This window comes from Pseudomonas sp. DF5, from assembly GCF_058148225.1.
Genome location: NZ_JBYVYM010000010.1, coordinates 22,263 through 47,720 on the forward strand (window position 1 = coordinate 22,263; position 25,458 = coordinate 47,720).

The 25,458-nt window shown below is 61.6% G+C and carries 16 protein-coding genes and 1 pseudogene (1 of these 17 cut by a window edge); 7 read left to right on the forward strand and 10 right to left on the reverse strand.

The window, feature by feature from the left end:
• Positions 1–10,529: the 5' portion of a non-ribosomal peptide synthase/polyketide synthase gene (locus tag AC30D7_RS11315; RefSeq protein WP_490134113.1), read on the reverse strand. 1,843 nt of this gene lie to the left of the window's left edge; the window shows 10,529 of its 12,372 coding nt (coding positions 1–10,529); its start codon is at positions 10,527–10,529; the stop codon falls past the left edge of the window.
• 334 nt (positions 10,530–10,863) lie between these two features.
• Positions 10,864–11,601: a thioesterase II family protein gene (locus tag AC30D7_RS11320; RefSeq protein WP_490134197.1), complete on the reverse strand. Its 738-nt coding sequence runs from the start codon at positions 11,599–11,601 to the stop codon at positions 10,864–10,866.
• 158 nt (positions 11,602–11,759) lie between these two features.
• On the opposite strand from AC30D7_RS11320, the gene AC30D7_RS11325 reads away from it, so the two are divergent.
• Complete coding sequence (locus AC30D7_RS11325) at positions 11,760–12,893, forward strand: cupin-like domain-containing protein (protein ID WP_018925338.1); 1,134 nt, start codon at positions 11,760–11,762, stop codon at positions 12,891–12,893.
• 20 nt (positions 12,894–12,913) lie between these two features.
• Here AC30D7_RS11325 and AC30D7_RS11330 read toward each other — a convergent pair whose 3' ends face one another.
• Positions 12,914–14,086: an MFS transporter gene (locus tag AC30D7_RS11330; protein WP_096479828.1), complete on the reverse strand. Its 1,173-nt coding sequence runs from the start codon at positions 14,084–14,086 to the stop codon at positions 12,914–12,916.
• A gap of 162 nt (positions 14,087–14,248) precedes the next feature.
• Here AC30D7_RS11330 and AC30D7_RS11335 point away from each other — a divergent pair, with 162 nt between their 5' ends.
• Positions 14,249–16,072, forward strand: a complete 1,824-nt coding sequence (locus AC30D7_RS11335; protein ID WP_490134114.1) for a glycoside hydrolase family 15 protein — start codon at positions 14,249–14,251, stop codon at positions 16,070–16,072.
• A gap of 167 nt (positions 16,073–16,239) precedes the next feature.
• Here the strand turns inward: AC30D7_RS11335 and AC30D7_RS11340 are convergent, their stop codons facing one another.
• A complete protein-coding gene (locus tag AC30D7_RS11340; RefSeq protein WP_490134115.1) occupies positions 16,240–16,614 on the reverse strand; it encodes a DUF6124 family protein in 375 nt (124 codons plus the stop codon).
• Positions 16,615–17,292: 678 nt separating this feature from the next.
• On the opposite strand from AC30D7_RS11340, the gene AC30D7_RS11345 reads away from it, so the two are divergent.
• Positions 17,293–17,682, forward strand: a complete 390-nt coding sequence (locus tag AC30D7_RS11345) for a hypothetical protein (protein WP_490134116.1) — start codon at positions 17,293–17,295, stop codon at positions 17,680–17,682.
• A 57-nt stretch (positions 17,683–17,739) separates the two neighbouring features.
• Here the strand turns inward: AC30D7_RS11345 and AC30D7_RS11350 are convergent, their stop codons facing one another.
• Positions 17,740–18,732, reverse strand: a complete 993-nt coding sequence (locus AC30D7_RS11350; RefSeq protein WP_490134117.1) for a GlxA family transcriptional regulator — start codon at positions 18,730–18,732, stop codon at positions 17,740–17,742.
• Positions 18,733–18,822: 90 nt separating this feature from the next.
• Here AC30D7_RS11350 and inhA point away from each other — a divergent pair, with 90 nt between their 5' ends.
• The gene (gene inhA / locus AC30D7_RS11355; RefSeq protein WP_490134118.1) at positions 18,823–19,509 is read left to right on the forward strand and encodes an isonitrile hydratase; all 687 of its coding nucleotides are present in this window, start codon (positions 18,823–18,825) and stop codon (positions 19,507–19,509) included.
• 40 nt (positions 19,510–19,549) lie between these two features.
• Here inhA and AC30D7_RS11360 read toward each other — a convergent pair whose 3' ends face one another.
• From AC30D7_RS11360 to AC30D7_RS11370, 3 genes are read right to left on the reverse strand one after another with little or no spacing between them, the layout of a single operon-like run.
• Complete coding sequence (locus AC30D7_RS11360) at positions 19,550–20,386, reverse strand: SDR family NAD(P)-dependent oxidoreductase (RefSeq protein WP_490134119.1); 837 nt, start codon at positions 20,384–20,386, stop codon at positions 19,550–19,552.
• A gap of 54 nt (positions 20,387–20,440) precedes the next feature.
• Positions 20,441–20,698: an Atu4866 domain-containing protein gene (locus AC30D7_RS11365; RefSeq protein ID WP_490134120.1), complete on the reverse strand. Its 258-nt coding sequence runs from the start codon at positions 20,696–20,698 to the stop codon at positions 20,441–20,443.
• 32 nt (positions 20,699–20,730) lie between these two features.
• Positions 20,731–21,468, reverse strand: a complete 738-nt coding sequence (locus AC30D7_RS11370; protein ID WP_490134121.1) for an SDR family oxidoreductase — start codon at positions 21,466–21,468, stop codon at positions 20,731–20,733.
• Positions 21,469–21,670: 202 nt separating this feature from the next.
• On the opposite strand from AC30D7_RS11370, the gene AC30D7_RS11375 reads away from it, so the two are divergent.
• Positions 21,671–22,606, forward strand: coding sequence for an AraC family transcriptional regulator (locus AC30D7_RS11375; RefSeq protein ID WP_490134122.1), 936 nt, complete (start codon positions 21,671–21,673; stop codon positions 22,604–22,606).
• A gap of 175 nt (positions 22,607–22,781) precedes the next feature.
• Here the strand turns inward: AC30D7_RS11375 and AC30D7_RS11380 are convergent, their stop codons facing one another.
• Together AC30D7_RS11380 and AC30D7_RS11385 are read right to left on the reverse strand one after the other, a co-directional pair.
• Positions 22,782–23,072 carry a hypothetical protein gene (locus AC30D7_RS11380; RefSeq protein WP_490134123.1) on the reverse strand — a complete coding sequence of 97 codons (291 nt, stop codon included), beginning with the start codon at positions 23,070–23,072 and terminating at the stop codon, positions 22,782–22,784.
• A 226-nt stretch (positions 23,073–23,298) separates the two neighbouring features.
• Positions 23,299–23,787 carry an SRPBCC family protein gene (locus tag AC30D7_RS11385; RefSeq protein ID WP_490134124.1) on the reverse strand — a complete coding sequence of 163 codons (489 nt, stop codon included), beginning with the start codon at positions 23,785–23,787 and terminating at the stop codon, positions 23,299–23,301.
• Between the two features lie 197 nt (positions 23,788–23,984).
• Here AC30D7_RS11385 and AC30D7_RS11390 point away from each other — a divergent pair.
• Together AC30D7_RS11390 and AC30D7_RS11395 are read left to right on the forward strand one after the other, a co-directional pair.
• Positions 23,985–24,822, forward strand: a pseudogene (locus tag AC30D7_RS11390) (ADP-ribosylglycohydrolase family protein); the annotation flags it as partial.
• A 140-nt stretch (positions 24,823–24,962) separates the two neighbouring features.
• Positions 24,963–25,364 (forward strand): lysozyme inhibitor LprI family protein, encoded by a 402-nt coding sequence (locus tag AC30D7_RS11395; protein ID WP_490134125.1) that lies wholly within the window; start codon positions 24,963–24,965, stop codon positions 25,362–25,364.
• Positions 25,365–25,458: the final 94 nt, after the last annotated feature.

Genomic DNA, 25,458 nt, shown 5'->3' on the forward strand with positions numbered 1-25,458 from the left:
ACTTGTTGCTGCTCGGTTTCATCCAGCAGCACCAACTCGCCGAGACAGCGTTCACCGGCGTCGATCATCTGGCTCAACAGGTGCTGCAAATGAGCCGCCAGTCGCGTCACTGTCGCCTGCGCAAAACTGCCGCGCTGATAGCTGAAGTGCAGCGACAGTTGCGCGTCGAGGCTCACCAGCAGGGTCAGCGGATAGTTGGTCTGCTCGCGGCTGGCCACCGGACCAAAACGCAGCCCTTGCGGGGCGCCCTGCTCCAGAGCCTGGGCAATCGGGTAGTTCTCGAACACCAGAATGTTGTCGAACAGCGCTTCACCGCCCTGCCCGGCCCAGCGCTGAATATCGAACAGCGCGGTGTGTTCGAACTCGCGCAAGGCCAGGTTTTGCCCTTGCACCGTTTGCAGCCAGCTCGTGAGCGATTGCTCGGCCCGAGGGCTGGCAATCACCGGCAAGGTGTTGATGAACAGCCCGATCTGTTGCTCGACACCCGGCAAGTCCGCCGGACGACCCGCAACCGTCGCGCCGAAGGCCACGGTGGTTTTCCCGGTGTAGCGTTGCAGCAACAGCAACCAGGCCGCCTGCACCAGCGTGTTGACGGTGACTTTCGCGGCCCGGGCAAACTCGCCCAAACGCAGGGTTTGATCGGCCTCCAGCACCTGGAAGTGATCGCCATAACCTTGGCTGTCGATAGACGCCTGAGGCTTCGCGACGGTCTGGGCCAGGCGCGTCGGCTCGTCCAGCGCGTGCAGCGCCGGGGTCCAGAACGCTTCGCTGGCCGCCGTGTCCTGGCGTTGCAGCCAGGCGATGTAATCGCGGTAACGTCCGCTGTGAGCGGCGTTGAACTGGCCGCTGTAACGCTGCAGCACTTCGCCGAGCAACTGCGAGTTGCTCCAGCCGTCCATCAGGATGTGATGGTTGGTGTAGATCAGGTGATGACGGTGGTCGTCGATACGCGCAATCACCAGCCGCAACAAGGTCGGTGCGCTCAAGTTGAGGGCCTGGCGTTCCGTGTCGGCGAGCGTCTGCAAGGCCTGATCGCGCTGCGGATGGGCGCGTAAATCATGCAGGCTGTAAGGCATCTGCGCGTGTTTGCCGACCACCTGCACCGGGTTTTCCAGTTCGCCCTGCCAGACAAAGCGTGTGCGCAGAATGTCGTGGGCATCCACCGCTGCTTGCCAGGCCTGATGGAAACGCTCGGGGTCGAGCCCTTCCACATCCAGGCGAATCTGGTTGATGTAATCGCCGGTGGTTTCCTGGTACACGGCATGGAACAACATGCCCTGCTGCATCGGCGACAATGGATACAGGTCTTCGATCGACTGCGGCGCCAGCGGCAAGCCGTCCAGTTGTGCCTGACTCAAGCGCGCCAGCGGGAAGTCCGACGGGGTGACGCCGTGCTGTCCGGCCTGGCAGCAATGGGCGATCAGCGCTTGCAGTTCCAGTGCGTAATCGTCGGCCAGCGCTTGAATGGTCGCCTCATTGAACATTTCGCGGCTGAAGGTCCATCCCAGATTCAGTTCGCCGCCATACACCTGACCGTTGAGGGCCAACTGGTTAGCCAATAGCGCACGAGCATCCAGTTCATCGCCGGCCGCGTCACTGCACGGCACGAACAAGGCGCCGTCGGCTTCGGTGAAGCTGCCGTCGAACTGGCCCAGGTAGTTGAAGGTCAGGCACGGCACCGGCAATTGGCTGAGGGTTTTGCGTGCAACGTCGTCACCCAGATGGGCCAGCGCAGCAAAACCGAGGCCCTTGTTCGGGATCGCGCGCAGCTGTTCCTTGATCTGTTTCAGCGAACCGCCGAGGTCAGCGACCGGCGTCAATTTTGCCGGGTACAGGCTGGTGAACCAGCCGACGGTACGGGTCAGGTCAACGCCGTCGAACAGCTCTTCACGGCCATGACCTTCGAGCTGGATCAACGCGCTGTCAGTGCCGGTCCAGCGCACCATGACGCGGGCCAGAGCGGTCAGCAGCAGGTCGTTGACCTGCGTGCGATACGCCGCCGGGGCGTCTTGCAGCAGTTGCCGGGTCAGTTCCTTGTTCAGTTGCGTGCGCACCGTCAGTGCATGCTTGTTCTGCTGCCCGCCCTCGGGATTGTCCACCGGCAACGCCACGTCGGCGCCGTGCAACTGCTGTTGCCACCAGGCCAGTTCGCTGCGCAATTCAGCACTGCGGGCGTAGGTTTGCAGGTGCTCGGCCCAGACCTTGGCCGCACTGGTTTTGGCCGGCAATTGCAGGGGCTCGCCGCTCAACAGCTGACGGTAAGCGGTTTGCAGATCGTCAAACAGAATCCGCCACGACACGCCGTCCACCACCAGATGGTGGATCGCCAGCAACAGGCGCTGAGTGCCGTCATCGAGGTTCGCCAGCACCGCGCGCAGCAGCGGCCCGTGTTGCAGGTTCAAGCTGCGTTGCGCTTCATTGGCCACCGCTTCCAGTGCCGTGGCGTCGGCGACGTCAACCGCCCAGAGCAACGCCTCGGTCTGGCTGCCCGGCGCACGGTACTGCGCCTGCCAGCCCTCAGCTTGTTCGACGAAACTCAAGCGCAAGCCATCGTGGTGAGTAACCAGTGCGCCCAACGCCTGCTCAAGCAGATTGGCATTCAGTATTTGCGTCGGCTTGAGCATCACCGCCTGGTTCCAGTGCTGACGCTCGGGGATGGCTTGTTCGAAGAACACCTGTTGCACCGGCAACAACGCCAGTTCACCCGTGACCGGCCCTTGATCGATGACCTGAGCTTGCTCACCCAACCGCGCCACCGTGGCCAGTGCCTGGATGGTCTGGTGCTGGAACAGGTCTTTTGGCGTGAAGCGGATACCGGCCTGACGGGCGCGGCTGACCACTTGAATCGAGATGATCGAATCGCCGCCCAGTTCGAAGAAGTTGTCGCTCAAACCGACCTGATCGAGTTTCAGCACGTCCTGCCAGATCGTCGCCAGTTGCTGCTCCAGTGCGCTTTGCGGCGCCACGTAAGCTTGCTGCAATTGACTGACGTCCGGCTTGGGCAGGTTCTTGCGGTCGAGTTTGCCGTTGGGGGTCAGCGGCAGGCGCTCAAGCAGCAGCAAATATGCCGGGACCATGTGCGCCGGCAGCGCGACTTTGAGTTGCTCGCGCAGGCTGTCGGCGAAATCAGCACGCTCGGCGTTGAGTGCATCGGCGACCACATAAGCCACCAGGCGCTTGCCACTGCCGGCGGTGCCTTCCTGGGCGACCACCACGGCTTCGCGCACGCCGTCGAGGGTTTGCAGGCGCGCTTCGACTTCCCCCAGTTCGATGCGGAAACCGCGAATCTTCACCTGATTGTCGATGCGATCCAGGTAATCGAACGTGCCATCGGCACGCTGCCGCACCAGGTCGCCGGTGCGGTACAGCAAGCCACCGACCGCGCTGAACGGATCGGCAACAAACCGCTCAGCCGTCAGGCCGGGACGGTTCAGGTAACCCCGGGCCAGGCCGGTGCCGCCCAGGTACAGCTCACCGGCCATGCCTTGGGGCAGCAGGTTCAGGTCGGCGTCCAGCACATAAGCGCTGCGGTCACCGATGCGACTGCCGATCGGCGCGTAGGCCGCGCCGCACGGCACGTCGCGCCCGGCCTTCCAGATCAGCGGCGTGACCACGGTTTCGGTCGGGCCGTAGCCGTTGATGATGTAGTCCGGATCGAGCGCACGCTTGACCCGATCGAAACTGGCGTTAGGCACGGCATCGCCGCCGAAGCAGTAGATCCGCACCCTCGGCGGGTGGCCTTCACGCTCGGCGTGTTCGGCCAGTTGTTGCAGGTAGACCGGCGGGAACGCCACCACCGTCACGCCGTGTTCGCGCATGGCGTTGTAGGTCTGTTCCGGGGTCCACAGGCTGTCGTCGCGAATCAGCAGCGAAGCGCCGTGAGTCAGGCTGGTCAGCCAACGCTCATGGGCGCCGTCGAAGGCGAAGGACATGAAGTGGAATTCGCAGTCGCTGTCACGCATTTCATAGCGTTCACCGATGGCCTGGCAATGCATCGCCAGCGGGCCATGGGCGACGCTCACGCCTTTGGGGTTACCGGTGGAGCCGGAGGTGTAAATGACGTAAGCGAGGTTCTGCGGATCGAGCGGCACCTTGGGCGCGGTGAGGGATTGGCTGCGCAGATCGAGACGGTCGAGCTCCAGCACCGGGACCGCATCATCCACCGGCAACTGCACAGAAACCGACGAATCGCTGAGCAACAACGCCAGCCCCGAATCCTCGATCAGATAGGCCAGGCGTTCGCGCGGGTAGCTGGTGTCCAGCGGCACGTAGGCACCGCCAGCCTTGAGCACCGCCAGCAGCGCGACAATCACCCCTTCGCTACGCGGCAAGGCCACGCCGACCCGGCTTTCCGGGCCGACACCCCGCGCGATCAGGGCGTGGGCCAACTGATTAGCGCGTTGGTCGATGTCGCCATAGCTGAACCGCTGGCCGGCGAAGATCACCGCCGTGCGCTCCGGGCGCTGGGCGGCGAGTTCGGCGATGCGCTGGTGCACGGCGACATTCACCGGGTACGGCTGCGGCTGGTTATCGGCCTGTTGCTGCGCCCGTTCGGCGGCGCTGGCCAGGGCAATTTCACCAAGATTGCGTTCGGCCGACTCGGCGAACTGCTCCAACAGTTGCAGCAGGTGCGCAGCGATGCGTTCGATCGTGGACGCTGAGAAATGCGCCCGGTCGAAGCTGTAATGCAGGGCCAGGGTCTGGCCCAATGTCACGGCAACGCTCAACGGATAATGGGTTTGCTCAAGGTTGGCGACGTCGCCGAACACCACGCCTTGCTCCGCGCCCTGTTGCAGCGCCTGGGCAATCGGGTAGTTCTCGAACACCAGAATGTTGTCGAACAGCGCTTCGCCGCCCTGCCCGGCCCAGCGTTGAATGTCCGCCAACGGCGTGTGCTCGAACTCGCGCAGGCTGAGGTTTTGCGCCTGTACCGCTTGCAACCAGTGGCCGACGCTTTGGTCCGGACGCGGCGTGCCGATCACCGGCAAGGTATTGATGAACAAGCCGACCGCTTGCTCGATGCCGGGCAAGTCTGCCGGACGCCCGGCCACCGTGGCGCCGAACGCCACGGTTTGGTGACCGGTGTAGCGTTGCAACAACAGCAGCCACGCGGCTTGCACCAAGGTGTTAAGGGTGACTTTTTGTTGCCGGGCAAAGGCTTCAAGGCCTTGGGTGCGACTGACGTCCAGGGTCTGGAAGTGATCGCCATGCCCGCTCTGGGTTTCGTTGCCGGACGCCACCCGCGCCAGTCGGGTCGGCTCTTGCAAGGAGGCCAATGGCTCGCGCCAGAAATCCTGGCTCAGTTGTATATCCTGACGCTGCAACCAACCGATGTAATCGCGATAGCGCCCGCCGGTAGCTATCGGTGGGCGACCGCTGTAACGCTGCAAGACTTCGCCGAGCAACTGCGAGTTGCTCCAGCCGTCCATCAGGATGTGGTGATGGGTGTAAATCAGCTGCCAGCGATCGGCTGCGGTGTGCACCAGCACCAGTCGCAGCAATGGCGCCCGGCTCAGGTCGAATCCTTGTTGGCGCTCGGCATCGGCCAGTTCATTCAGGGCCTGAAGCTGATCGCCACGCTCACGCCAGTCGAGCACGGTGAACGGCAACTGCACCTGCTTGTGGACGATCTGCACCGGTTGCTCCAGTTCGCCCTGCCAGACAAAACCGGTGCGCAAGATATCCTGAGCATCGACCGTGGCCTGCCAGGCGGCGCGGAAACGCTCAGGCTCGATGCCTTGCACATCCACCCGCAACTGATTGATGTACTCGCCCGCCGCCTGCTCGTACAGGGTGTGGAACAACAGCCCCTGTTGCATCGGCGACAGCGGATAGAGGTCGTCGAGTTGGCTGACGGCCACCGGCAATGCATCGAGTTGTGCCTGGGTGATGCGCGCCAGCGGGAAGTCCGATGGCGTGGCCTGTGGCACCTCAAGGGTGCAGCAATGCTCGATCAACCCGTTGAGTTCGACAGCGTATTGATCAACCAGCTGCTGGATGGTCGCGGTGTCGAACATCTCGCGGCTGAAGCCCCAGCTCATCGACAGCTCGCCGCCGTACACCTGGCCTTCGACCGTCAGCCAGTTGGCCAACGGTGCCGACGGATCCTGCGCGGCGCCGCTGCCTTCGCTGGACGGCACAAACAACGCCGCTTCGTCGAACTGACGGTCGAACTGCCCCAGGTAGTTGAAGGTGATGCGCGGTTGCGGCATGGCTGCCAGTGCGGCGCCAACCTGCGAGTCGGCCAGATAGCGCAGCACGCCGTAGCCCAGTCCTTTGTCCGGCACCGCGCGCAGTTGCTCCTTGACCGTTTTGATCGATGCGCCGAGGTCGCCGGCCGGGCTCAGGTTGACCGGGAACAGACTGGTGAACCAGCCGACAGTGCGGGTCAAATCGATGTCGTCGAACAGGTCCTCGCGGCCGTGGCCTTCGAGCTGGATCAGCGTGCTGCCCTGCCCGGTCCAGCGGCACACGGCCCGCGCCAACGCGGTCAGCAGCAGATCATTGACCTGAGTGCGATAAGCCGCCGGCGCCTGTTGCAGCAGTTTGCGGGTTTGTTCGGCATCGAAGGTCAGTTCGACTTTCTGCTCGAAACGGTTTTGCAGTGCACCGTCTGGGCGGTCGCACGGCAAGTCGTGTTGCGCTGCATCGCGCAGTTGCGACTGCCAATAATCGACACTGCTGTGGAACGTTGGCAGGTGGCTTTGTAGACGCGCCACCCAGCGCTGGTATGAACTGGTTTTCGTCGCCGTCGTCAGCGTCGAGCCGTCGCGTGCCTGGCGATAGAACTGCTGCAGATCCTCCAGCAACACCCGCCAAGACACACCGTCCACCGCCAAATGGTGAATCACCAGCAGCAGCCGCTGAGTGCCATCGGCCATCTGCACCGACAACGCTCGCAGCAACGGGCCGTTGCCCAGATCAAGACTGCGCTGGGCTTCGTCGCACAACGCATTCAGATCTTCGAGCGATTGCGCCGAGCGTTGCCACAGCACCGACTCAACAGACGCTGCGCCATAGGCCTGCTGCCAACCGGCGTCGGTCTGTTGATAACGCAGACGCAACCCATCGTGATGCTGGAGCAACTGCGCCAACGCCTGATCCAGCGCCCCGGCATCCAGCGCTTCGCGCGGCACCAGCAGCAGCGACTGGTTCCAGTGATGACGCTCAGGGATGGCTTGCTCGAAGAACCAGTGCTGCACCGGCGTCAGGGCCACCGCGCCAACAGCCGGACCTTGATCGATCAGCTTCTGTTCGCCGCTGCGGGCCACTTGCGCCAGGCTGCGGAGGGTCTGGTACTGGAACAGGTCTTTGGGGCTCAACAGGATGCCCGCCTGACGCGCGCGGCTGACCACTTGCATCGACACAATGGAGTCGCCGCCCAGCTCGAAGAAGTTGTCTTCCAGGCCGACATTGTCGATGGCCAGGATGTCTTGCCAGATCGTTGCCAGCGACTTTTCCAGCGCCGTGCGTGGCGCCACGTGTTCACGTTGTTGCTGGGAGCCGTCGACCGCAGGCAAGGCCTTGCGGTCGAGCTTGCCGTTGGGGGTCAACGGCAATTGCTCGAGGAACAGCAGATGCGCCGGGACCATGTAGTCCGGCAAGTGTTGGCGCAGCGCGGCTTTCAGGGTTTCGCGCAGGTTCGCTTGAGCATCGGCATTGTCCGCCAACACCACGGCATCGGTCGGCACGATGTAGGCGACCAGTTGCTGACCACTGGCGCCGTCCTGGGCCAGCACCGCCAGTTCGCGTACCGCGTCCTGCTGCAACAGCCGCGCTTCGATTTCACCCAGTTCGATCCGGAAACCACGAACCTTGACCTGATGGTCGATGCGACCGACGTATTGCAACGCACCGTCGACCTGATAACGGGTCAGGTCACCGGTGCGATACAGACGCTCGCCGTTGCTGGCAAACGGGTTCGGCACGTACTTCTCGGCGGTCATGCCCGGCCGCGCCAGGTAACCCCGGGTGATGCCCGCGCCGGCCAGGTACAACTCGGCCGATACGCCCTGCGGCACCGGTTGCAGATCGGCATCCAGCAAATAGCTGGCGGTGTGTTTGAGCGGTCGGCCGATGTTGGCGCTGCCGCCGGACTGGCGGCGAGTCCAGGTGGAATAGGTGGTGTCTTCCGACGGGCCGTAGAGGTCGTAGACATGCGCCACGGTCGGCTGCCCGTAAAGCCCGTCGACCAGCGACTGTTTAAGCGGCTCACCGGCCAGGTTGATGATGCGCACGCTCGGTGGAATCTGCCCGGCACTGTGCAGCGCATTGATCGCCGATGGCACCGTGTTGATCAGGCGCACCTGATCGCGGGCCGGCAGTTGCGGCAACTCCAGGGCGTTGCGGGCGATGATCAGCGAGCCGCCGTTGGCCGGGGTGACAAACAACTCCCACACCGACAGGTCGAAACACACCGAAGTCGAGGCCAGTACCCCCTGAATATCGTCGCGGCTGTACACCGATTGCGACCAGTCGATCAGCGCCAGCACGTTGCGATGGGTGATGGCCACGCCTTTGGGCTTGCCGGTGGAACCGGAGGTGTAGATCACGTAGGCGAGGTTATCCGGCGTGACGCGAGTGACCGGTGCGCTGCTTGGGTAAGCGGCCAGCCATGGCTCGGCGCTGTCCATCAACAACACTTGTGTCTCGGCAGCGATGCTCAATGTTGCCCCAACAGCCTGCTCGGTCAGCAGCACCAGCGCGCGGCTGTCGTCGAGCATGTAGGCCACGCGGTCGGCCGGGTAATCCGGGTCCAACGGCACATAGGCGCCGCCGGCCTTGAGCACCGCCAGCAGCGCCACCAACAGACTGTCGGAACGTTGCATCGCCACGCCGACCCGCACTTCCGGGCCCACGCCCAACTCGATCAGCTTGTGGGCCAGACGGTTGGCCTGGGCGTCGAGCTCGGCGTAAGTCAGTTGTTTGGCTGCAAAGGTCACCGCCAGCGCATCCGGTTGGGCGGCGACTTGGCGGTCGATCAATTGATGGACGCACAGATCATCGGCGAAACCTTCGTCAGCGCGGTTCCAGTCATGGACGATGCGCTGGTATTCCTCGGCTTCAAGCAACGGCAAATCGCTGATGCGCTGCTGGCTGTCGTTGACCATACCGTGCAGCAAATGGGTCCAGTGCCGCGCCATGCGCTCGATGGTCGGCGCATCGAACAGGTCATTGGCGTAGGTCAGCGCGGCGTGCAGTGTGCCGGCCTTTTCATAGGTGTCCAGGGTCAGGTCGAATTGGGTGGTGCGCCCTTCCCATTCGATCATGCCCAGCTTCAGGCCCGAGGCGGTGGTCACCGTGGAAATGTCCGCCACCTGCGGTTGATGGTTGTACATCACCTGGAACAACGGCGTGTGGCTGAGGCTGCGCTCCAGCTTTAGCGCTTCCACCAGCCGCTCGAATGGCAAGTCCTGATGGGCCTGGGCGCCGAGGGCGGTTTCCTTGATGTCACTGAGCAAATCCGCCACGCGGGTCTGGCCATCGAGCCGGGTGCGCAGCACTTGGGTGTTGACGAAGAAACCGATCAGGCCTTCGATTTCACCGCGATTGCGGTTGGCGATCGGCACGCCGACGCGAATGTCGGTCTGCCCGGTGTAACGGTGCAGCAACGCGTTGAATGCGCCGAGCAACAGCATGAACAAGGTGATGTTGTGCTTCTGCGCGGTGGCTCGCAGTTGCTCGGCCAGTGGGCCGTCGACGCCGAACTCATAACGAGTGCCGCGATAGCTGGGCATCGCCGGGCGCGGGTGATCAGTGGGCAGCTCCAGCACCGGATGCTCGAAGCCCAATTGGGCTTGCCAGTATTCCAGCTGCCGCGCCTGCTCCCCGGCTTCCAGCCAGCGGCGTTGCCACAAGGCATAGTCGCTGTATTGAATCGGCAACGGCGCGAGCTGCGGTTGCACGCCGGCATCATGGGCGTCGTAGCAGCGGATGAACTCGTCGATCAACACGTTCATCGACCAGCCATCAGAAACGATGTGGTGCAGGGTCAGCAGCAGCACGTGCTCCTGCTCGGTGAGTTTGAGCAGCTTGACCCGCAGCAACGGCCCGACGGCCAAATCGAACGGCAGCAACGATTGCTGCTGGGCGGCCTCGGCCACGGCCTGTTCGCGCTCAAGGGTTGGCAGCGCGCTGAAATCAATTTGCTCGATCACCAACGGCGCACTGGCAGGTGCCTGTTGCAGGGACTCGTCGGCCTGGCGCTGGAACACCGTGCGCAGGGTTTCATGACGCGCCACCAGGCTGGCGAACGCTTGCTCCAGGGCCGGCAGGTTCAGTTGCCCGGTCAGGCGCACTGCGCCCGGCAAGTTGTAGGCGCCGCTGTGCGGGTCCAGTTGCCAGAGGAACCACATGCGCTGCTGGGCGTAGGACAGCGCTTGCCGGTCCTCGGCCTCGACCCCTTGCGGAATCGGAAAACGGGCGAAGTCCACGCCCTCCTTGTGCAAGGCCGCAAGGAACATCTGGCGCTTTTCCAGGGGCAACCCGATAAACCGGCGAGCAAGTTTCAAGGAGTCTTCAGCATTCATTTCTTAGCATCCGGATCAGTAGGCAGGAAGCACAAAGGCACGTCGTCCCTATGAAACGAATGCAGACCGGAAAAATTAGCGTTTGAGAACAAGTATCAGGAAGGGAGGTCGAAGCGACTGGAATCGGCAGGGCGGCGAAGGAATGACGGCCGAACACAGACCTGTGGCGAGGGAGCTTGTCGGATCGCCGCACCGTCCCGCTCGGCTGCGCAGCAGTCGTAAACCGGCGAATGCGGTATTCCTGACACAGCGAGGTCGCAGGTTTTAGGGTCGCTTCGCAACCCAGCGGGAGCAAGCTCCCTCGCCACAGAGATCACCAAACTGAAGCATCGTGTTAATCGACAGCCGCCAAGGCATGCCGCCGATGGTGAACCTCCAGCTGATCCTTGATCACCCGCAGCACCTTGGCTTCGTGCTCGTGAATGAAGAAGTGCCCACCGGCCAGCATGTCCACCGAAAAGCTGCCGAGGGTTTCCCTGCTCCAGCCGATCAACTGCTCAGTGGTGGCCTTGTCGGCCTTGCCACCCAGCACATGCACCGGGCACTTGAGCAATGGCCGCCGCACCGGCTGAAAACGCCCGCACAATAGAAAATCCGCACGCAGAATCGGCAGCGTCAGGCTCATCAGCTCTTCATTGGCCAGCACCTCTTCGCTGGTGCCATTGAGCGTGCGTAGCTGCTCGATCAACTGCGCATCGGTTTTGGGCTCGGCAAAGCCCCGATCGTAGTCGGCGCGCATCGTTGGCGCCGCCGTTCCCGAGGCAAACAGCGCCACCGGCTCCGGGCAACCCAACGCACGAAAGGCGTGGGCCAGCTCACACGCGAGCAAGGCGCCCAGGCTATGGCCAAACAGGGCGTAAGGCGCCTTGAGCGTCGAACGCAACTCCCTGGCCAATTGCATCGCCAGCGCGCGCATGTCGGTGTGCAGCGGTTCGCCGAACCGTGCGCCCCGCCCCGGCAGCTCCACCGGTTGCAACAGCAGCCACTGCGGCAACTTGCGCCGCCAGCGGCTGTAGACCATGGCACTGGCGCCAGAATACGGCAGGCACAGCAGGGTCAGCTTGGTCACCAGGTTTACCTCAAAAAGTCGCCTGTAAGGGAAGACGACCCGCCAGCAGCGCAAATTAGTCAGCGTCGGTTAAATCTCTGCTGCAGGTGCTCGTTTCTCTTCAAACCAGAATCAGTTCAAACCAAAACCAGCTCAGACCAAAACCAACAAGAGGCGTCGCCGTGGACCTGCAGACCATCTTGGGCAAACTGTTCGCCAATGCCGGTGCCGTCGGCATCGAAGGGGTTTTTCAATTCGTGTTCGGCCCGCATCAGGCGTACTGGTCCGAGGTCAAGGCCAGCAGCCGCACCGAAGCCGGCCGTCATGCCAGCCCCGACGTGACCATCGAAGTCGCGGAACAGGACTTTCTCGGGATCATGGGCGGCATGGCCAATGTCGAGGAACTGTTCGCCAGCGGCCGCTTGAAAATCGGCGGCAACATGGGCCTGGCGACGATGCTGCCGCAGATCATCGATCACGCCCGCCATGGTGGCGGCGTGGTGGAAAAGGTCGACATGAACAAGCGCTACCCGACCCCGCCGCGTTTCAGCGAAAAGGTCTCCGCCAGCCTGTCGCCCCAACGCTCGGTGGAGCGTCGGCCACGTCGCGAACTGTCAGTGCTGGAGTTCGAAACGCGCTACCTGCCCCACGGGATTCCGCTGGTGATCAGCGATGCCCTGCAAGACTGGCCCCTGTTCAAGCTCAGCCGCGAAGAATCGCTGGTGCATTTCGCCGAACTGCAAGGCATCACCCGCCACGGCGATTACGTGAAGAAAACCTTCTCCACGGAGCGGGATTTCCGCTCCACCTCCATGGCCGAGTTCATCGCTTCGCTGGACACCCCGGCAGTGAAAAGCGCCGATGGCGAACCTCCGGCGTACATGGGCAACAACATCCTGCCGGCGCAGTTGATGGAGCAGATCAAGTACCCGCCCTACTTCGATCAAGCGCTGTTCATCCCGCCCCGCATCTGGATCGGCCCCAAGGGCACGCTGACACCGCTGCATCGCGACGATACCGACAACCTGTTTGCTCAGGTCTGGGGCCAGAAAACCTTCACCCTCGCCGCCCCCCATCACCGCGAAGCCCTAGGCACCTGGTCGACAGCCCCGCAGGGCGGGCTCGACGGTTGTGATTTCAACCCGGATGCGCCGGATTACCAGCGTTTCCCCGGCGCGCAAGACGTGACGTTTCTGCGAGTAACCCTGGAGGCCGGCGACCTGCTGTTTCTGCCCGAAGGCTGGTTCCATCAGGTGGAATCGGTCTCGACATCGTTGTCGGTGAATTTCTGGGTGAATTCGGGAAGAGGCTGGTAATCCCTTATGGGAGCAGCGGGCTATTTCAAATGACGGAAACTCTGCACCGCCGATCCCAACACCACGGCGCCAGCGGCAATCGACACCCAGAACCCGCTGCGCGCCCCGAACGCATCCACCAGCCAGCCGGAACTGGCCGCGCCGAGGGCCACACCGATGCTCAAACCGGTGACCAGCCAGGTCAGGCCTTCGGTGAGTTTGGCCGGCGGCACGATGCGCTCCACCAGCGCCATCGCCACAATCAGGGTCGGAGCGAAGAACAGCCCGGCAACGAACACCGCCAGCGACAAGCCGACAATATTCGCCGCCAGCAGCAACGGCAACGTGGTCACCGCCGTCGCCACCCCGCCATAGAGAAACAGTAACGGCAGCGGCAGTTTCGAGCGCAACGCACCGAACGCCAACCCGGCCAGGCATGAACCGATGGCATACACCGACAGCACAATGCTCGCGGCCGCCGGTTGCCCCTGCTGCGCGGCGAAGGCAACGCTGACCACATCCACCACACCGACAATGGTGCCCATGGCAACCATCAACAGCATCAACAACTGGATCTCGCTCGAGCGGATGATCGAACCCTGATGGTGTTCTTCATGGGGATGCACCGGCGGCTCGGTGCCGCGCTGCAACACAAGCGCCGTGACCCCGATTGCCAGCATCAACAACGCCGCCAACGGCCCCGCCTCGGGGAACGCCACCACGCACAACCCCACCGACAGCGGCGGCCCGACGATAAAACACACCTCATCCAGCACCGACTCCAGCGCATAGGCGGTTTGCAACTCAGGGCGACCGCGATACAACTCGGTCCAGCGTGCCCGCACCATCGCCGACATGCTCGGCATGCAACCGGCCAGCGCGGCAAACGCAAACAACGTCCAGTGCGGCGCCTGCAAGCGGGTGCAGAGCAACAGCATCAACAGCGCCCCGCCGCCGACCAGCGCCGACACCGGCAAGATCCGGCCTTGCCCAAAACGGTCCACCAGTCGCGAAACCTGCGGCGCACAAAACGCCGTGGCCAGGGCAAAAGTCGCCGCGATGGAGCCCGCCAGGCCATAACCGCCCTGGAGCTGCGAGAGCATGGTGATCAGGCCGATGCCGGTCATGGAAATCGGCATGCGCGCGATCATCCCGGCCAGCACAAAGGCACGTGCGCCTGGGGCGTGGAACAGCTCGCGGTAGGGGTTTGCCATGGGATCGGGCCTCAACAAGGGCCTGCAACTTGCCACAGCGTCGGTCTGCGGGAAAGCGTCGAATTGTAGGTTGAGTGTGAAGGCCGGTTCGGCGCCAAATGAACTCTCTGTGGCTTTAACCAGTCAGCTGGTTAGGCCCTCGATTCCCGGAGTTCTGCGGCAATGGCTGATCCTTCCGAACGACAAAGCGCGATCGACGCCCACGGCATCATTGGCGACATGCGCAGCGCGGCGCTGGTCAACGACAAGGGCAGTGTGGACTTTTTCTGCTGGCCGGAATTCGACAGCCCGTCGATCTTCTGCTCGCTGCTGGACAGCCCCGAAGCCGGCATCTTCCAATTGGCTCCGGACCTGCCCGACGCCCGCCGCGAGCAGATTTACCTGCCCGACACCAACGTCTTGCAAACCCGCTGGCTCAGCGATCATGCGGTGGTCGAAGTCACCGACCTGCTGCCCATCGGCGACAGCGAGGATGATTGGCCGATGTTGATGCGCCGGGTGCGCGTGGTCAGCGGTCAAGCGACGATTCAGATGTTGTGCAACCTGCGTCATGACTATGCGCGGGCTCACACCAAGGCGCGGGCGCGCGGCCGCAGTGTGTATTTCGAGGCCACCGGTCAGCCGCCCATGCAGCTGTGTGCGGATCAGCCCTTGCGCGTCGAGGGCAACGCAGCGATTGCCGAATTCACCCTCGAACAGGGCCAGAGCGCCGAGTTTTTGCTCGGCGGCGTTGACGATCCGCGCTTCAAGGAAGGCGCCGCCGATCTGTGCCTGGAGCGCACCCTGAAGTTCTGGCGCGACTGGATCGGCCAGTCCAATTACCGCGGGCGCTGGCGGGAAATGGTCAATCGCTCGGCCCTGGCGCTGAAGCTGCTGACCTCGCGCAAACACGGCGCCATCCTCGCCGCCGCCACCTTCGGCCTGCCGGAAACACCTGGCGGCACACGCAACTGGGACTACCGCTACACCTGGATCCGCGACGCCTCGTTCACCGTCTACGCCTTCATGCGCCTGGGCTTCGTCGAGGAAGCCAACGCCTACATGCGCTGGCTGCGCGGCAGGGTCAGTGATTGCCGTGGTAAACCGATGAAACTCAATATTCTCTACGCCATCGATGGCCGCCAGGAACTGCCGGAAGTCGAACTTGCGCACCTGTCCGGCCATGGCGGCGCGACGCCGGTGCGCATCGGCAATCAGGCCTACGAACAAATCCAGCTCGACATCTTCGGCGAGCTGATGGACGCGGTGTACCTGGTCAACAAGTACGGTGAGGCGATCTCCCACGAAGGCTGGAAACACACCGTGGAAGTGGTCGATCAGGTCTGCGGAACCTGGCAGCAAAAGGACGTTGGAATCTGGGAAATGCGCGGCGAGGAGTATGACTTCCTGCACTCGCGACTGATGTGCTGGGTGGCGCTGGATCGGGCCATCCGGCTGGCCTCCAAACGCTCGCTGCCCGCCCCGTTCGCCCGTTGGGACCAGACCCGTCAAGCGATCTACGCCGACATCTGGAGCAATTTCTGGAACGAAGAACGCGGGCATTTCGTCCAGCACATCGGCGGCACCGGCCTCGACGGCTCGATGCTGCTGATGCCGCTGGTGCGCTTCGTCAGCGCCAAGGATCCGCGCTGGATCGCGACCCTCGAAGCCATCGAGAAACACCTGGTGCGCGCGGGCATGGTCTACCGCTACCGCAACGACGACAGCCAGATCGACGGCCTGCCCGGCACCGAAGGCGCCTTTGCAGCCTGTTCGTTCTGGTACGTCGAATGCCTGGCCCGGGCCGGCCAGATAGAAAAGGCGCACCTGGAGTTCGAACAATTGATGCGGTACGCCAACCCACTGGGGCTGTACGCCGAAGAGTTCGACAGCCACGCCCGACACCTGGGCAACACACCGCAAGCCCTGACGCACCTGGCGCTGATCAGCGCGGCGAGCTTTCTGGATCGGAAATTGAGTGGGGAGAAGAACTTCTGGCAGCCTTGAGGCTGAGTTGTCTTCTTCGTAGGCAAGCCTCGCTCCCACAGGTCCAGCGCGAGTCTGTAGGAGCGAGGCTTGCCCGCGAAGACGGTGTGTCAGGCGACATCCATGTTGAATGTGAGATCGCCTTCGCGGGCAAGTCGGATCGCCGCACCGCTCGCTCCTACAGAGGGTCAGCTGTGTGGCGCAGGCTTCGGTACGTCGACGTTATCCAGCACCCGGTTAACCGCCAGCTCGGCCAGCATGATGACCTGCTGAATCGCCAGGAGCGTATGCCGCTGCGGGGCATCGAAGTACGCAGCAATGTCGCTGGTCATGACGCTGGCTGAGGCCAGTGATTCGCAGACATCGGCGAGCAGGCTTTCGTTATCCATGTCCGGCGCAACCTGAAACATCCTGCTTGGCTTACGACCTTCGGCTTTTTTCGGGGTGGGTTTGAGGTAGTGGTCGAGCGCGCGTTCGGCGGCTTCGTTGAGTTTTTTGGAATCGGGTGATTCGTAGGGGGAAAAGTTGTCGGTTTCTGGGGGATTCGGTGTGGCTTTGAACATGGTGACACTCCAAGTAAGTAATGGAGCTGCCACTGATCGCCGCGATGCGATGGAGGGTGGCAGCTGTACGCAGGTTCGCGGACCGAGCTACTTGGAAACCCGGCATACCCGAAGGTATCCCGCGCACAGCCACCATAAGACCAAACGACAGGAATGTCGGTTGTGGCCGGTGATTATGCACCAAGTAAGCTGATTCAGGCCGCGACGCCCGGTCGCTGAATTTGCAGCGACCCCCAAAGCCTATCGGCTCCCTTTCCTAACTTACAACCGCCAAAACTCGTCGGAAATATCCACTTTTACGACACTTTTTGTAGGATCAAGGCTTACCCGCGATGAGCTTAAACACACACCGTCAGCCACTACTGACCTCCTGTGGCGAGGGAGCTTGCTCCCGTTGGGGCGCGCAGCGGCCCTGAAATCTGCAACCACATTCCTCCAGAAGCACCGTATTTACTGGCTTAGCGACTGCTACGCAGCCGAACGGGGGCAAGCCCCCTCGCCACAGGATTGCGTAGGCCAATCGCCTACATTTACTAAACAAACCAGCCCAATCAACACCTGGTAACTGATTCCTACATCCGGAAATACCTTGTTGCCAGCACCTACATCCATCCCTACCATCCACGCTCAACGGGCACAGCGGAGCTGTCCAACAAAACCCGAATTCAAGGAACCAGAATGACCCAGCGCATCCATCGCAGCATCAACGTCCCACTCCGATCAGGCCTGAATCGGACTGAACTGTGGGAAGGCCCCGACAAAGGCTTGATCAAATGCTGGGAAATCGGCCGTCAGCGCGCCGCCCGCTTCCCCGACCTCGCCCACCAATGCCTCACCGGCGAACTCCCGGTGCTGGGTTGGAAAGGTGGCGTCAATCGCAGCCTGAAGAAACTTGAAAAATACGGATCCCTGAAATACCTCGCCCAATGGCAAGGGTTACGCGGGGAAGATCTGGATATTGATCTGAGCGCAGAACGGGCGTTGACCTGTTCCAGGACCAAAATGGTCGTGACGTATACACCGGACCGGTCGAAGTATTTTAACCAGTTGGCGGACGTAGAAGCCTGAGAAGTAAGGCCTCAGGTCGATCAGACAGCATTCCCGAGGAAGCACCCGAGGCGACGCTCAAGGCATTACTGGATCTGCTGGAGGGCTGACGGAAAACCGCTCGCGATAAGCCTGCGGTGTCACGCCCATGGCCCGCAGAAAACTGCGGCGCAGGGTCTCTTCGCTACCAAACCCGCATTGCACCGCGACCCGTTTGATCGGCACACCTGTGTCGCTAAGCAAGCGCCGGGCGGTCTCGACCCGAATCAGTTCAATGGCCCGGGCCGGGGTCTGGCCGGTGTCAGCGCGGTAGTGACGGACGAAGCTGCGCTCGCTCATCCCGGCCTGCAAGGCCAGGGTCGGGATGCCGAGGTCTTTGGTGAGGTTTTCGCTGATCCAGGCATGAAGTTCGTCGAATCGGTTGCCTTCCTTTTGCAAAGACAGGGTCACGCTGAACTGCGACTGGCCCCCCGGACGCTTGAGAAACACCACCAGTTGCCGGGCGACGTCCAGGGCCATGGTTCGGCCGAGGTCCTGTTCGACCATGGCCAACGCCAGATCAATGCCTGCGGTGACCCCGGCCGAGGTCCAGACCGGACCGTCGTTGATGAAGATCGGGTTGGGTTCGACCTGCAGTTTGGGATGCTGCTGCGCCAATTGCTCGCAACGGGTCCAGTGCGTCACCACCCGTCGACCATCAAGCCAGCCGCTGGCCGCCAGCAAAAACGCCCCGGTACACACCGACGACACCCGCCGGCAATCTCGCGCATGCTCACGCACCCACGCCACCAGCGACACGTCCTGCGCTGCCGCGTAAACGCCCCAGCCACCGGCAATGATCAAGGTGTCGCTGCCCCGATCCGGCAGCGGCTCTGCCAACAGTGCCAACCCCGCCGACGACATCACCGCCCCGCCACCGCTGGCAATCACCGACGGCGCATAGGGCGGCGGCAGACCTTGCTGGCGGGCAATGTCATTGGCCGAGGCGAACACCTGCAACGGCCCGGTGACATCGAGCACTTGCACGTTGGCGAAGGCCAGCACATGAATGGTTTTCGGGTGGTTCGGCATGATTGGCGTAATTCGTGGGGTTATTGGCGTATTCGCCAAATCCTACGAGCCTACAGTGAAGCCGTCCACCCCCATCAGGAGAAAAACGCCATGACGTTGCAGATCGGTTTACTGTTGTTTCCACAGGTTCAACAACTGGACCTGACCGGCCCTTATGACGTGCTGGCCTCGCTGCCGGACGTGAAGGTGCACCTGATCTGGAAGGACCTGGTGCCCGTCACCGCGAGTACCGGGCTGGTGTTGAAACCGACCACCACCTTCGACGATTGTCCGGCGCTGGATGTGATCTGCATTCCCGGTGGTGGCGGCGTCGGTCCATTGATGGAGGATGACCAAACCCTGGCCTTCATCAAGACTCAAGCCGCCACGGCGCGGTATGTCACCTCGGTCTGCACTGGCGCCCTGGTGCTTGGCGCGGCGGGGTTGCTCAAGGGCAAGCGCGCCACCACTCACTGGGCGTATCACGAATTGCTCGGGCTGTTGGGGGCCATCCCGGTGAAGGATCGGGTGGTGCGCGACGGCAATCTGCTGACCGGTGGCGGGATCACCGCAGGGATCGATTTTGCCCTGACCCTGGCCGCTGAATTGTTCGATAAGGACACCGCGCAACTGGTGCAATTGCAGCTGGAATACGCCCCGGCACCGCCGTTTGCGTCGGGTAGCCCCGAGACAGCGCCAGCCAGCGTGCTGGAGGAAGCCCGTAAACGCGCTGCCGGGTCGTTGAAATTACGTACGGAAATCACCGAACGCGCAGCGGCGAAACTCGACCTCCAGTGAAGGAAAAGGCTGCGGGATTCCAAGCCCCGCAGCCAACCACTCAGGCTGGAAAATCCGTCGCCAGCGATATGGCTTTCCACTGGTTCAAGTCCTGCTGCACCCGAGTGATTTTCTGCTGCGCCAGGTCAACCGCAATCTGCCCCATGAACAAGTGCAGCGGCGGCTCGCTGACGTTGGCTGCCTGGATGATTGCCAAGGCGATTTTGTCCGGGTCGCCGGCCTGCTGACCATCAAGGGTGTTCCGGTGCAAATCCAGCGACGCTTGCGCGGCGGTGTAGTCATCGATCCTGCGTTCGGCAACGGCCAGCGAAGCGCTGGACAGGAACCCTGTGCGCACCGGTCCCGGATAAACCACGGTGGCCTTTATTCCCAACTCCTGAACCTCTGCCGCCAGCGCTTCGGTAACGCCGCCCAGGGCGTATTTGCTCGCCACGTAACTCCCCCAACCGGCATAACCACCATCGAAGCCGACAATCGACGAGATGTTGATCACATGCCCGCTGCGCTGAACCCGCAACGTCGGCAAGACGTGCCGCAGTACGTTAAGCGGCGCAAACAGATTCACATCGAAATTGCGCCGCAATTCGTTGTCCGACAGTGCTTCGAAAGTGCCCTGCTGGCCATAACCGGCGCAGTTGACGACGACATCAAGGCTGCCGAAGACTTCAACGGTGCTGGCGATAGCGGTGGCCACGCTGGACTCATTCATCAAATCGACTTGCAGCGGCAGAAAGCGCTCGCTGGCTGCCTGCAGTTCCTCGAGGTGACGGGAGGTGGCGGCGACGCAATCCCCCAAGGCCAATACATGCCGTGCGAGGGCCAGGCCGAGCCCCTTTGAGGCGCCGGTGATAAACCAGGTTTTAGGCGTGTTTTTCATGAGTAGATTCCTGTGTTTCTGTGCATAACTTGCTTGGTAAAAATCAATAACGCGTCATTCCGACTTGCGGTACAGCACCATCCCGGCGTGATAGAGCACCCCGCTGCGAAAGTCGCCGTCAGCCGAGAAACCGGTGTCGTCGACATATTCGATGTGATCGCCCTCCAGCCAATAGCGCCCCAGATAGGCGCTTTCCCGGTGCCCGCGTGCTTCGTCGTAACGACCGCCGGGCAACAGTCGGTGGCGGATCAGTCCGTCGGCGGTGACCCACAGGCCGACGTATTGGTCTTGATTGCCTGATGCTTTAGTCATTTCAGCTCTCCCGACTTCAAATGGATGAGGACTCAAAACGGACTGGCCGTCGGCCGCACGATCAATTCGCTGACGTCCACATTGGCTGGCTGATCGATGGCGTAGGCAATGGCCCGAGCGATAGCGTCGGCAGGAATGGCGATCTTGCGGAACTCGCGCATTTCGGCGCGGCCACCGGCATCGGAAATGCTTTCGGCCAGTTCGGATTCGGTCACGCCGGGGGAAATCACCGTGACCCGCACATCACCACCGACCTCCTGACGCAATCCTTCGGAGATCGCCCGCACGGCGAATTTGGTGGCGCAGTACACTGCAGCGGTCGGGCTGACGGTGTAGGCGCCGATGGAGGCAATGTTGATGAACTGACCCGAGCGCTGGCGCTGCATCAGTGGCAACCCGGCAGCGACCCCGTGAAGGACGCCACGGATGTTGACGTCGATCATCCGGTCCCATTCCTCGACCTTCAGCGCCTCGAGCTTCGAAAGGGGCATGACCCCGGCGTTGTTGACGATCACATCGACCCGGCCAAAGCGCTCGACAGCGAAATCGATGAAGGCCTGCACGTCATCGCGACGGGTGACGTCCAGCGCCTTGAACGCTGCGCTCTGGCCGGCCGCGGTGAGCTCTGCAACCAGTGTTTCCAGGCGATCGACGCGCCGGGCACCGAGCACTAGATGGGCGCCCTGACTGGCCAGAAGACGTGCGGCGGCTTCGCCGATTCCGCTGCTGGCGCCGGTAATGACAACGACTTTGCCTTGAATATTGGACATGACTGTTTCCTTATCTGGAGGCTGGAATATCCCGCAGGGGACGTTGCGACAGGTCCAGATTAGGGAGGCGTCGACGGGTTTCGTTAGTCGGTTCCTCCTGGGTTCTTGCACGATCCTGCAGCCGCGAAACCGGCGCTGGCCGGCACGCAAACAATCGGTTTTACTAACCCAACCCAACCATAGGCCAGGGAGATTGTTCAGCATGACGGCGTCTACTTTCGCGAATGCCCTGCCCCAGGACGGCATCGACCTGCGACGTGCCGAACTGGTGAGCCTGATGAAGCGCTTTGCCCCGGCATACGGCGTTCACGCTACGCCAATGAAAGACTTGCACCTGATCCGCAGCGACCACCCCACTGAAGACCTGCACACAGTGCACAAACCGGGGCTGTGCGTGATTGTCGAGGGGCGCAAGGAAGTCCGCCTGGCCGCAGAAAGCTATGTTTACGACCCGCTCAACTATCTGGTGGTGTCGGTCACCCTCCCCCTGACTGGCAAAGTGATTGAGGCCAGCCCGGATCGGCCTTACCTGTGCCTGCGTCTGGATATCGACCCGGCGCAGATCTGCCGGTTGATCGCCGATGTCAGCCCCATCGGGGTGGCCGGGGCAAGGAATACCGGGCGTGGGCTGTTTCTGGACCGGATAGACGCCCCGCTGCTCGATGCTGTGTTGCGCCTGCTGCGGCTGCTGGAAACCCCGGACGATATCGCGCTCCTGGCACCACTGGCGCAACAGGAAATTTTCTATCGATTGTTACGCGGCGAACAGGGCCAACGCTTGCACGAAATCGCCATCCCCGACACCCAGACCCACCGCATCAGCCGCGCCATCGAATGGCTGAACAACCACTACGCCGAGCCCCTGAGTATTGAAAACCTGGCGCAGATGATCAATCTCAGCCCCTCGGCACTGCATCACCGCTTCAAATCGGTAACGGCCATGAGCCCGTTGCAATATCAGAAGCAATTGCGCCTGCAGGAAGCACGGCGGCTGTTGTTATTGGAGAACAGCGACGTTTCGTCAATCGGCTACAAAATGGGCTACGAAAGCCCTTCGCAATTCAGCCGTGAATACAGCCGACTATTCGGCGCCCCACCGAGCAAGGACATTGCCCGGCTTCGCACCCAGCAAATCTAGAGGGGTTTTGTGCGGTTCCCAAAAGCGCGCTCCACTTTACTTTGGCGATCACCTGATAACCCGTGCTACCGAAAATCGATTCGATCAGCCTCGACGTGTTGAAGCGCGCCCTGGAGACATTGCGTGAAGTCGTGGACATCTGACGGACTTTTCCGACGCCCATAAAAAAACCCGCCTAAGCGGGTTTCTCAAGACCATTGCGACATCCTGTCGGCAGCCATCCTGGCGTATGGTCGATCATCCATGATCCTGAACACGTCCAGTGTTCAGTTGATGGATCCAGATTAAACACATCGGTGAAGCCTAAAAAGACGACATACCAGCGAATGCGTGTAAGCCATTGACCACTCAGCACCTGAAAACAGCCTTCGGCAGCTGCTACAGGTAGAGGTGCGGGTAGGGAGATCGGTTGCAGTTTTCTGCAGACGAAAAAAAACCCGCCGAAGCGGGTTTTTCCCAAGACCATATCGACTCCTTGTCAGCAGCAATCCTTGCTTATGGTCGATCATCCGTGACCCTGAAGTACTTCCTGTGCTTCAGTTGATGAGGCTAGATTACGCTTCGGATCCAATCCGCAATAGACGACATAGCTACTACCGCGTGTAAGACATTCGCTATAACCGACCTTCCGAAAACCCTTAGACGTGCCCGCCTTCATGGGCTGAAGCCGCGAAATTCGCGGCCTGTAGCCATCAACCTCCCTGACGCTCGTGGGCCTTGGTGTTTTCTGCCAGAAACTGTTCGATGTTGTTCATTTGTTCCTCCCAGCCACGACTGTCCATACGAAACGCTTTTTCACGGCGGGATTGGGGAATGTGATCGAAACCGGACTCGGACACCTTGAGCAACGTGCCCTCGTTGTGATCTTCAAGTTCAAACTTCACCAGCGTGGTGGGCTCTTGGGAATAGTCGATATCCGCCTTCACGGCATACGGATGCCAGCGAAAGGAAAACACCCGCTCCGGCTCTACCCGCTCCACCAGGACATTCCACAGCACGTGCTCGTAACCGGGATACGTGACCTGTCCCTGGGTCCACTCCCCGGCGACAAAGCGCTTGCCTTCGAGTGCCACGCCGAACCATTGCCCGAACATTTCGGCATTGGCCAGCATGCGCCAGACCCGCGAGCGCGGCGCCTTGAGCAGGATCTTCCTTTCGATGCGATCTGATGCTGGGTTCATAAGTCACCTCCTGTATTGAACAGTAGGCCGTACAGACCATAAGACCAACCTAAAAGTTGTATCAAACGGCTGATGCAATCAACCGTACCTGAAATATTCGGCCTCGATTTTGGCCATAAGTTCTGGTTTGAAAGGCACAGTCAACGGATTGAAACTGCTAACGTTTGCAACGACGTGCAACCTTACAAGGAAGATTCATGCAGCCTTCACCCACGGAGCGTTATCGCGCAACCCTGTTAGGGCTTGCTTGTGCAGATGCTATCGGCACCAGTGTCGAATTCCAGCCACGCGGCTCGTTCGAGCCCGACCGATATGGTTGGCGGCGGCCCGTTCAATCTGAAGCCGGGGCAATGGACCGATGACACATCCATGGCACTTTGCCTGGCTGAAAGTCTGCTGAACAAAAAAGGTTTTGATGCGGCTGACCAGATGGGCCGTTATCTCAACTGGTGGCAATGGGGTTACCTGAGTTCGACCGGCGAATGCTTCGACATTGGCATGACCGTACGTGAAGCGCTGGCTCGTTATCAGAAAACCGGTCAGCCATTCGCAGGCTCCTCCGATCCCGACACGGCGGGCAACGGTTCGCTGATGCGGCTGGCGCCGGTCGTTTTGTACTACTTTCCCGACCGCGACCGGATCAGGACGTTTTCCGTAGACAGTTCGCGTACTACCCATGCCGCGCCGGAGGCACTTGAATGCTGTCAGTTGCTGGCCGAACTGCTCCGCAAGGCATTGCTAGGCGCCACCAAGCCGGATTTGCAGCGCCTGCCAGAGACAATATTCCTGGAACCGAAAGTCTTGGCCATCGCCCGAGGCGACTACCTCGACAAGTCCAAAGACGATATCCGGGGCAGCGGCTACTGCGTAGCATCGCTGGAAGCGGCCTTGTGGTGCTTTCACCACACTGACAGTTTTGCAGCCGCCATCCTCGAAGCCGCGAACCTGGGTGACGACGCCGATACCACGGCCGCCATCGTCGGTCAGTTGGCCGGGGCTCACTACGGTGTGCAAGCCATCCCTGAAGGCTGGCTGGCGAAGTTGCACAGGCGCGATGACATCCAGGCCTGCGCAGATCAATTGCTCACAGCTTCAGGCGCCCTTGCTGCCAGCTGAAGCCCGCGTCTTCGCTACACTGCAACCTCATCTTTTCATTTGTAATAGCGAGAATCCCTATGCACCCACGCTTGCTCCTGGCGCTGACGCCACTGCTGTTCGCCCCTCTTGCGCACGCCGTCGACTGTGACAACGCCACCGACCAGACAACGATGAATCAGTGCGCGGCGCAGCAGAACAAGGCCGCCGACAAGGAGCTGAATGCGCTTTACCAGCAGATCACCACGCGATTGAAGGATAGCCCTGACGCCAAGAAGCTGTTGGTCGGTGCCCAGCGCGCATGGATTGCGTTTCGCGATGCCGAGTGCAAGTTCTCGGCGTCCGGAGTGGAGGGAGGCAGTGTCTATCCGCTGATCTACAGCAACTGCACCACGGCGCTGACCAAGGCGCGGGTCGAAGCGTTCAAGATTTACTTGAAGTGTAAGGAAGGGGATTTGAGCTGTCCGGTGCCTGAGGCTTGAGGCTGCGGTGTTCTTGAGGGTCCCTTCGCGGGCAAGCCCGCTCCCACATTGGATCTCTGGTGAACACAACATTTGTGTACGACGTAGATCCAAT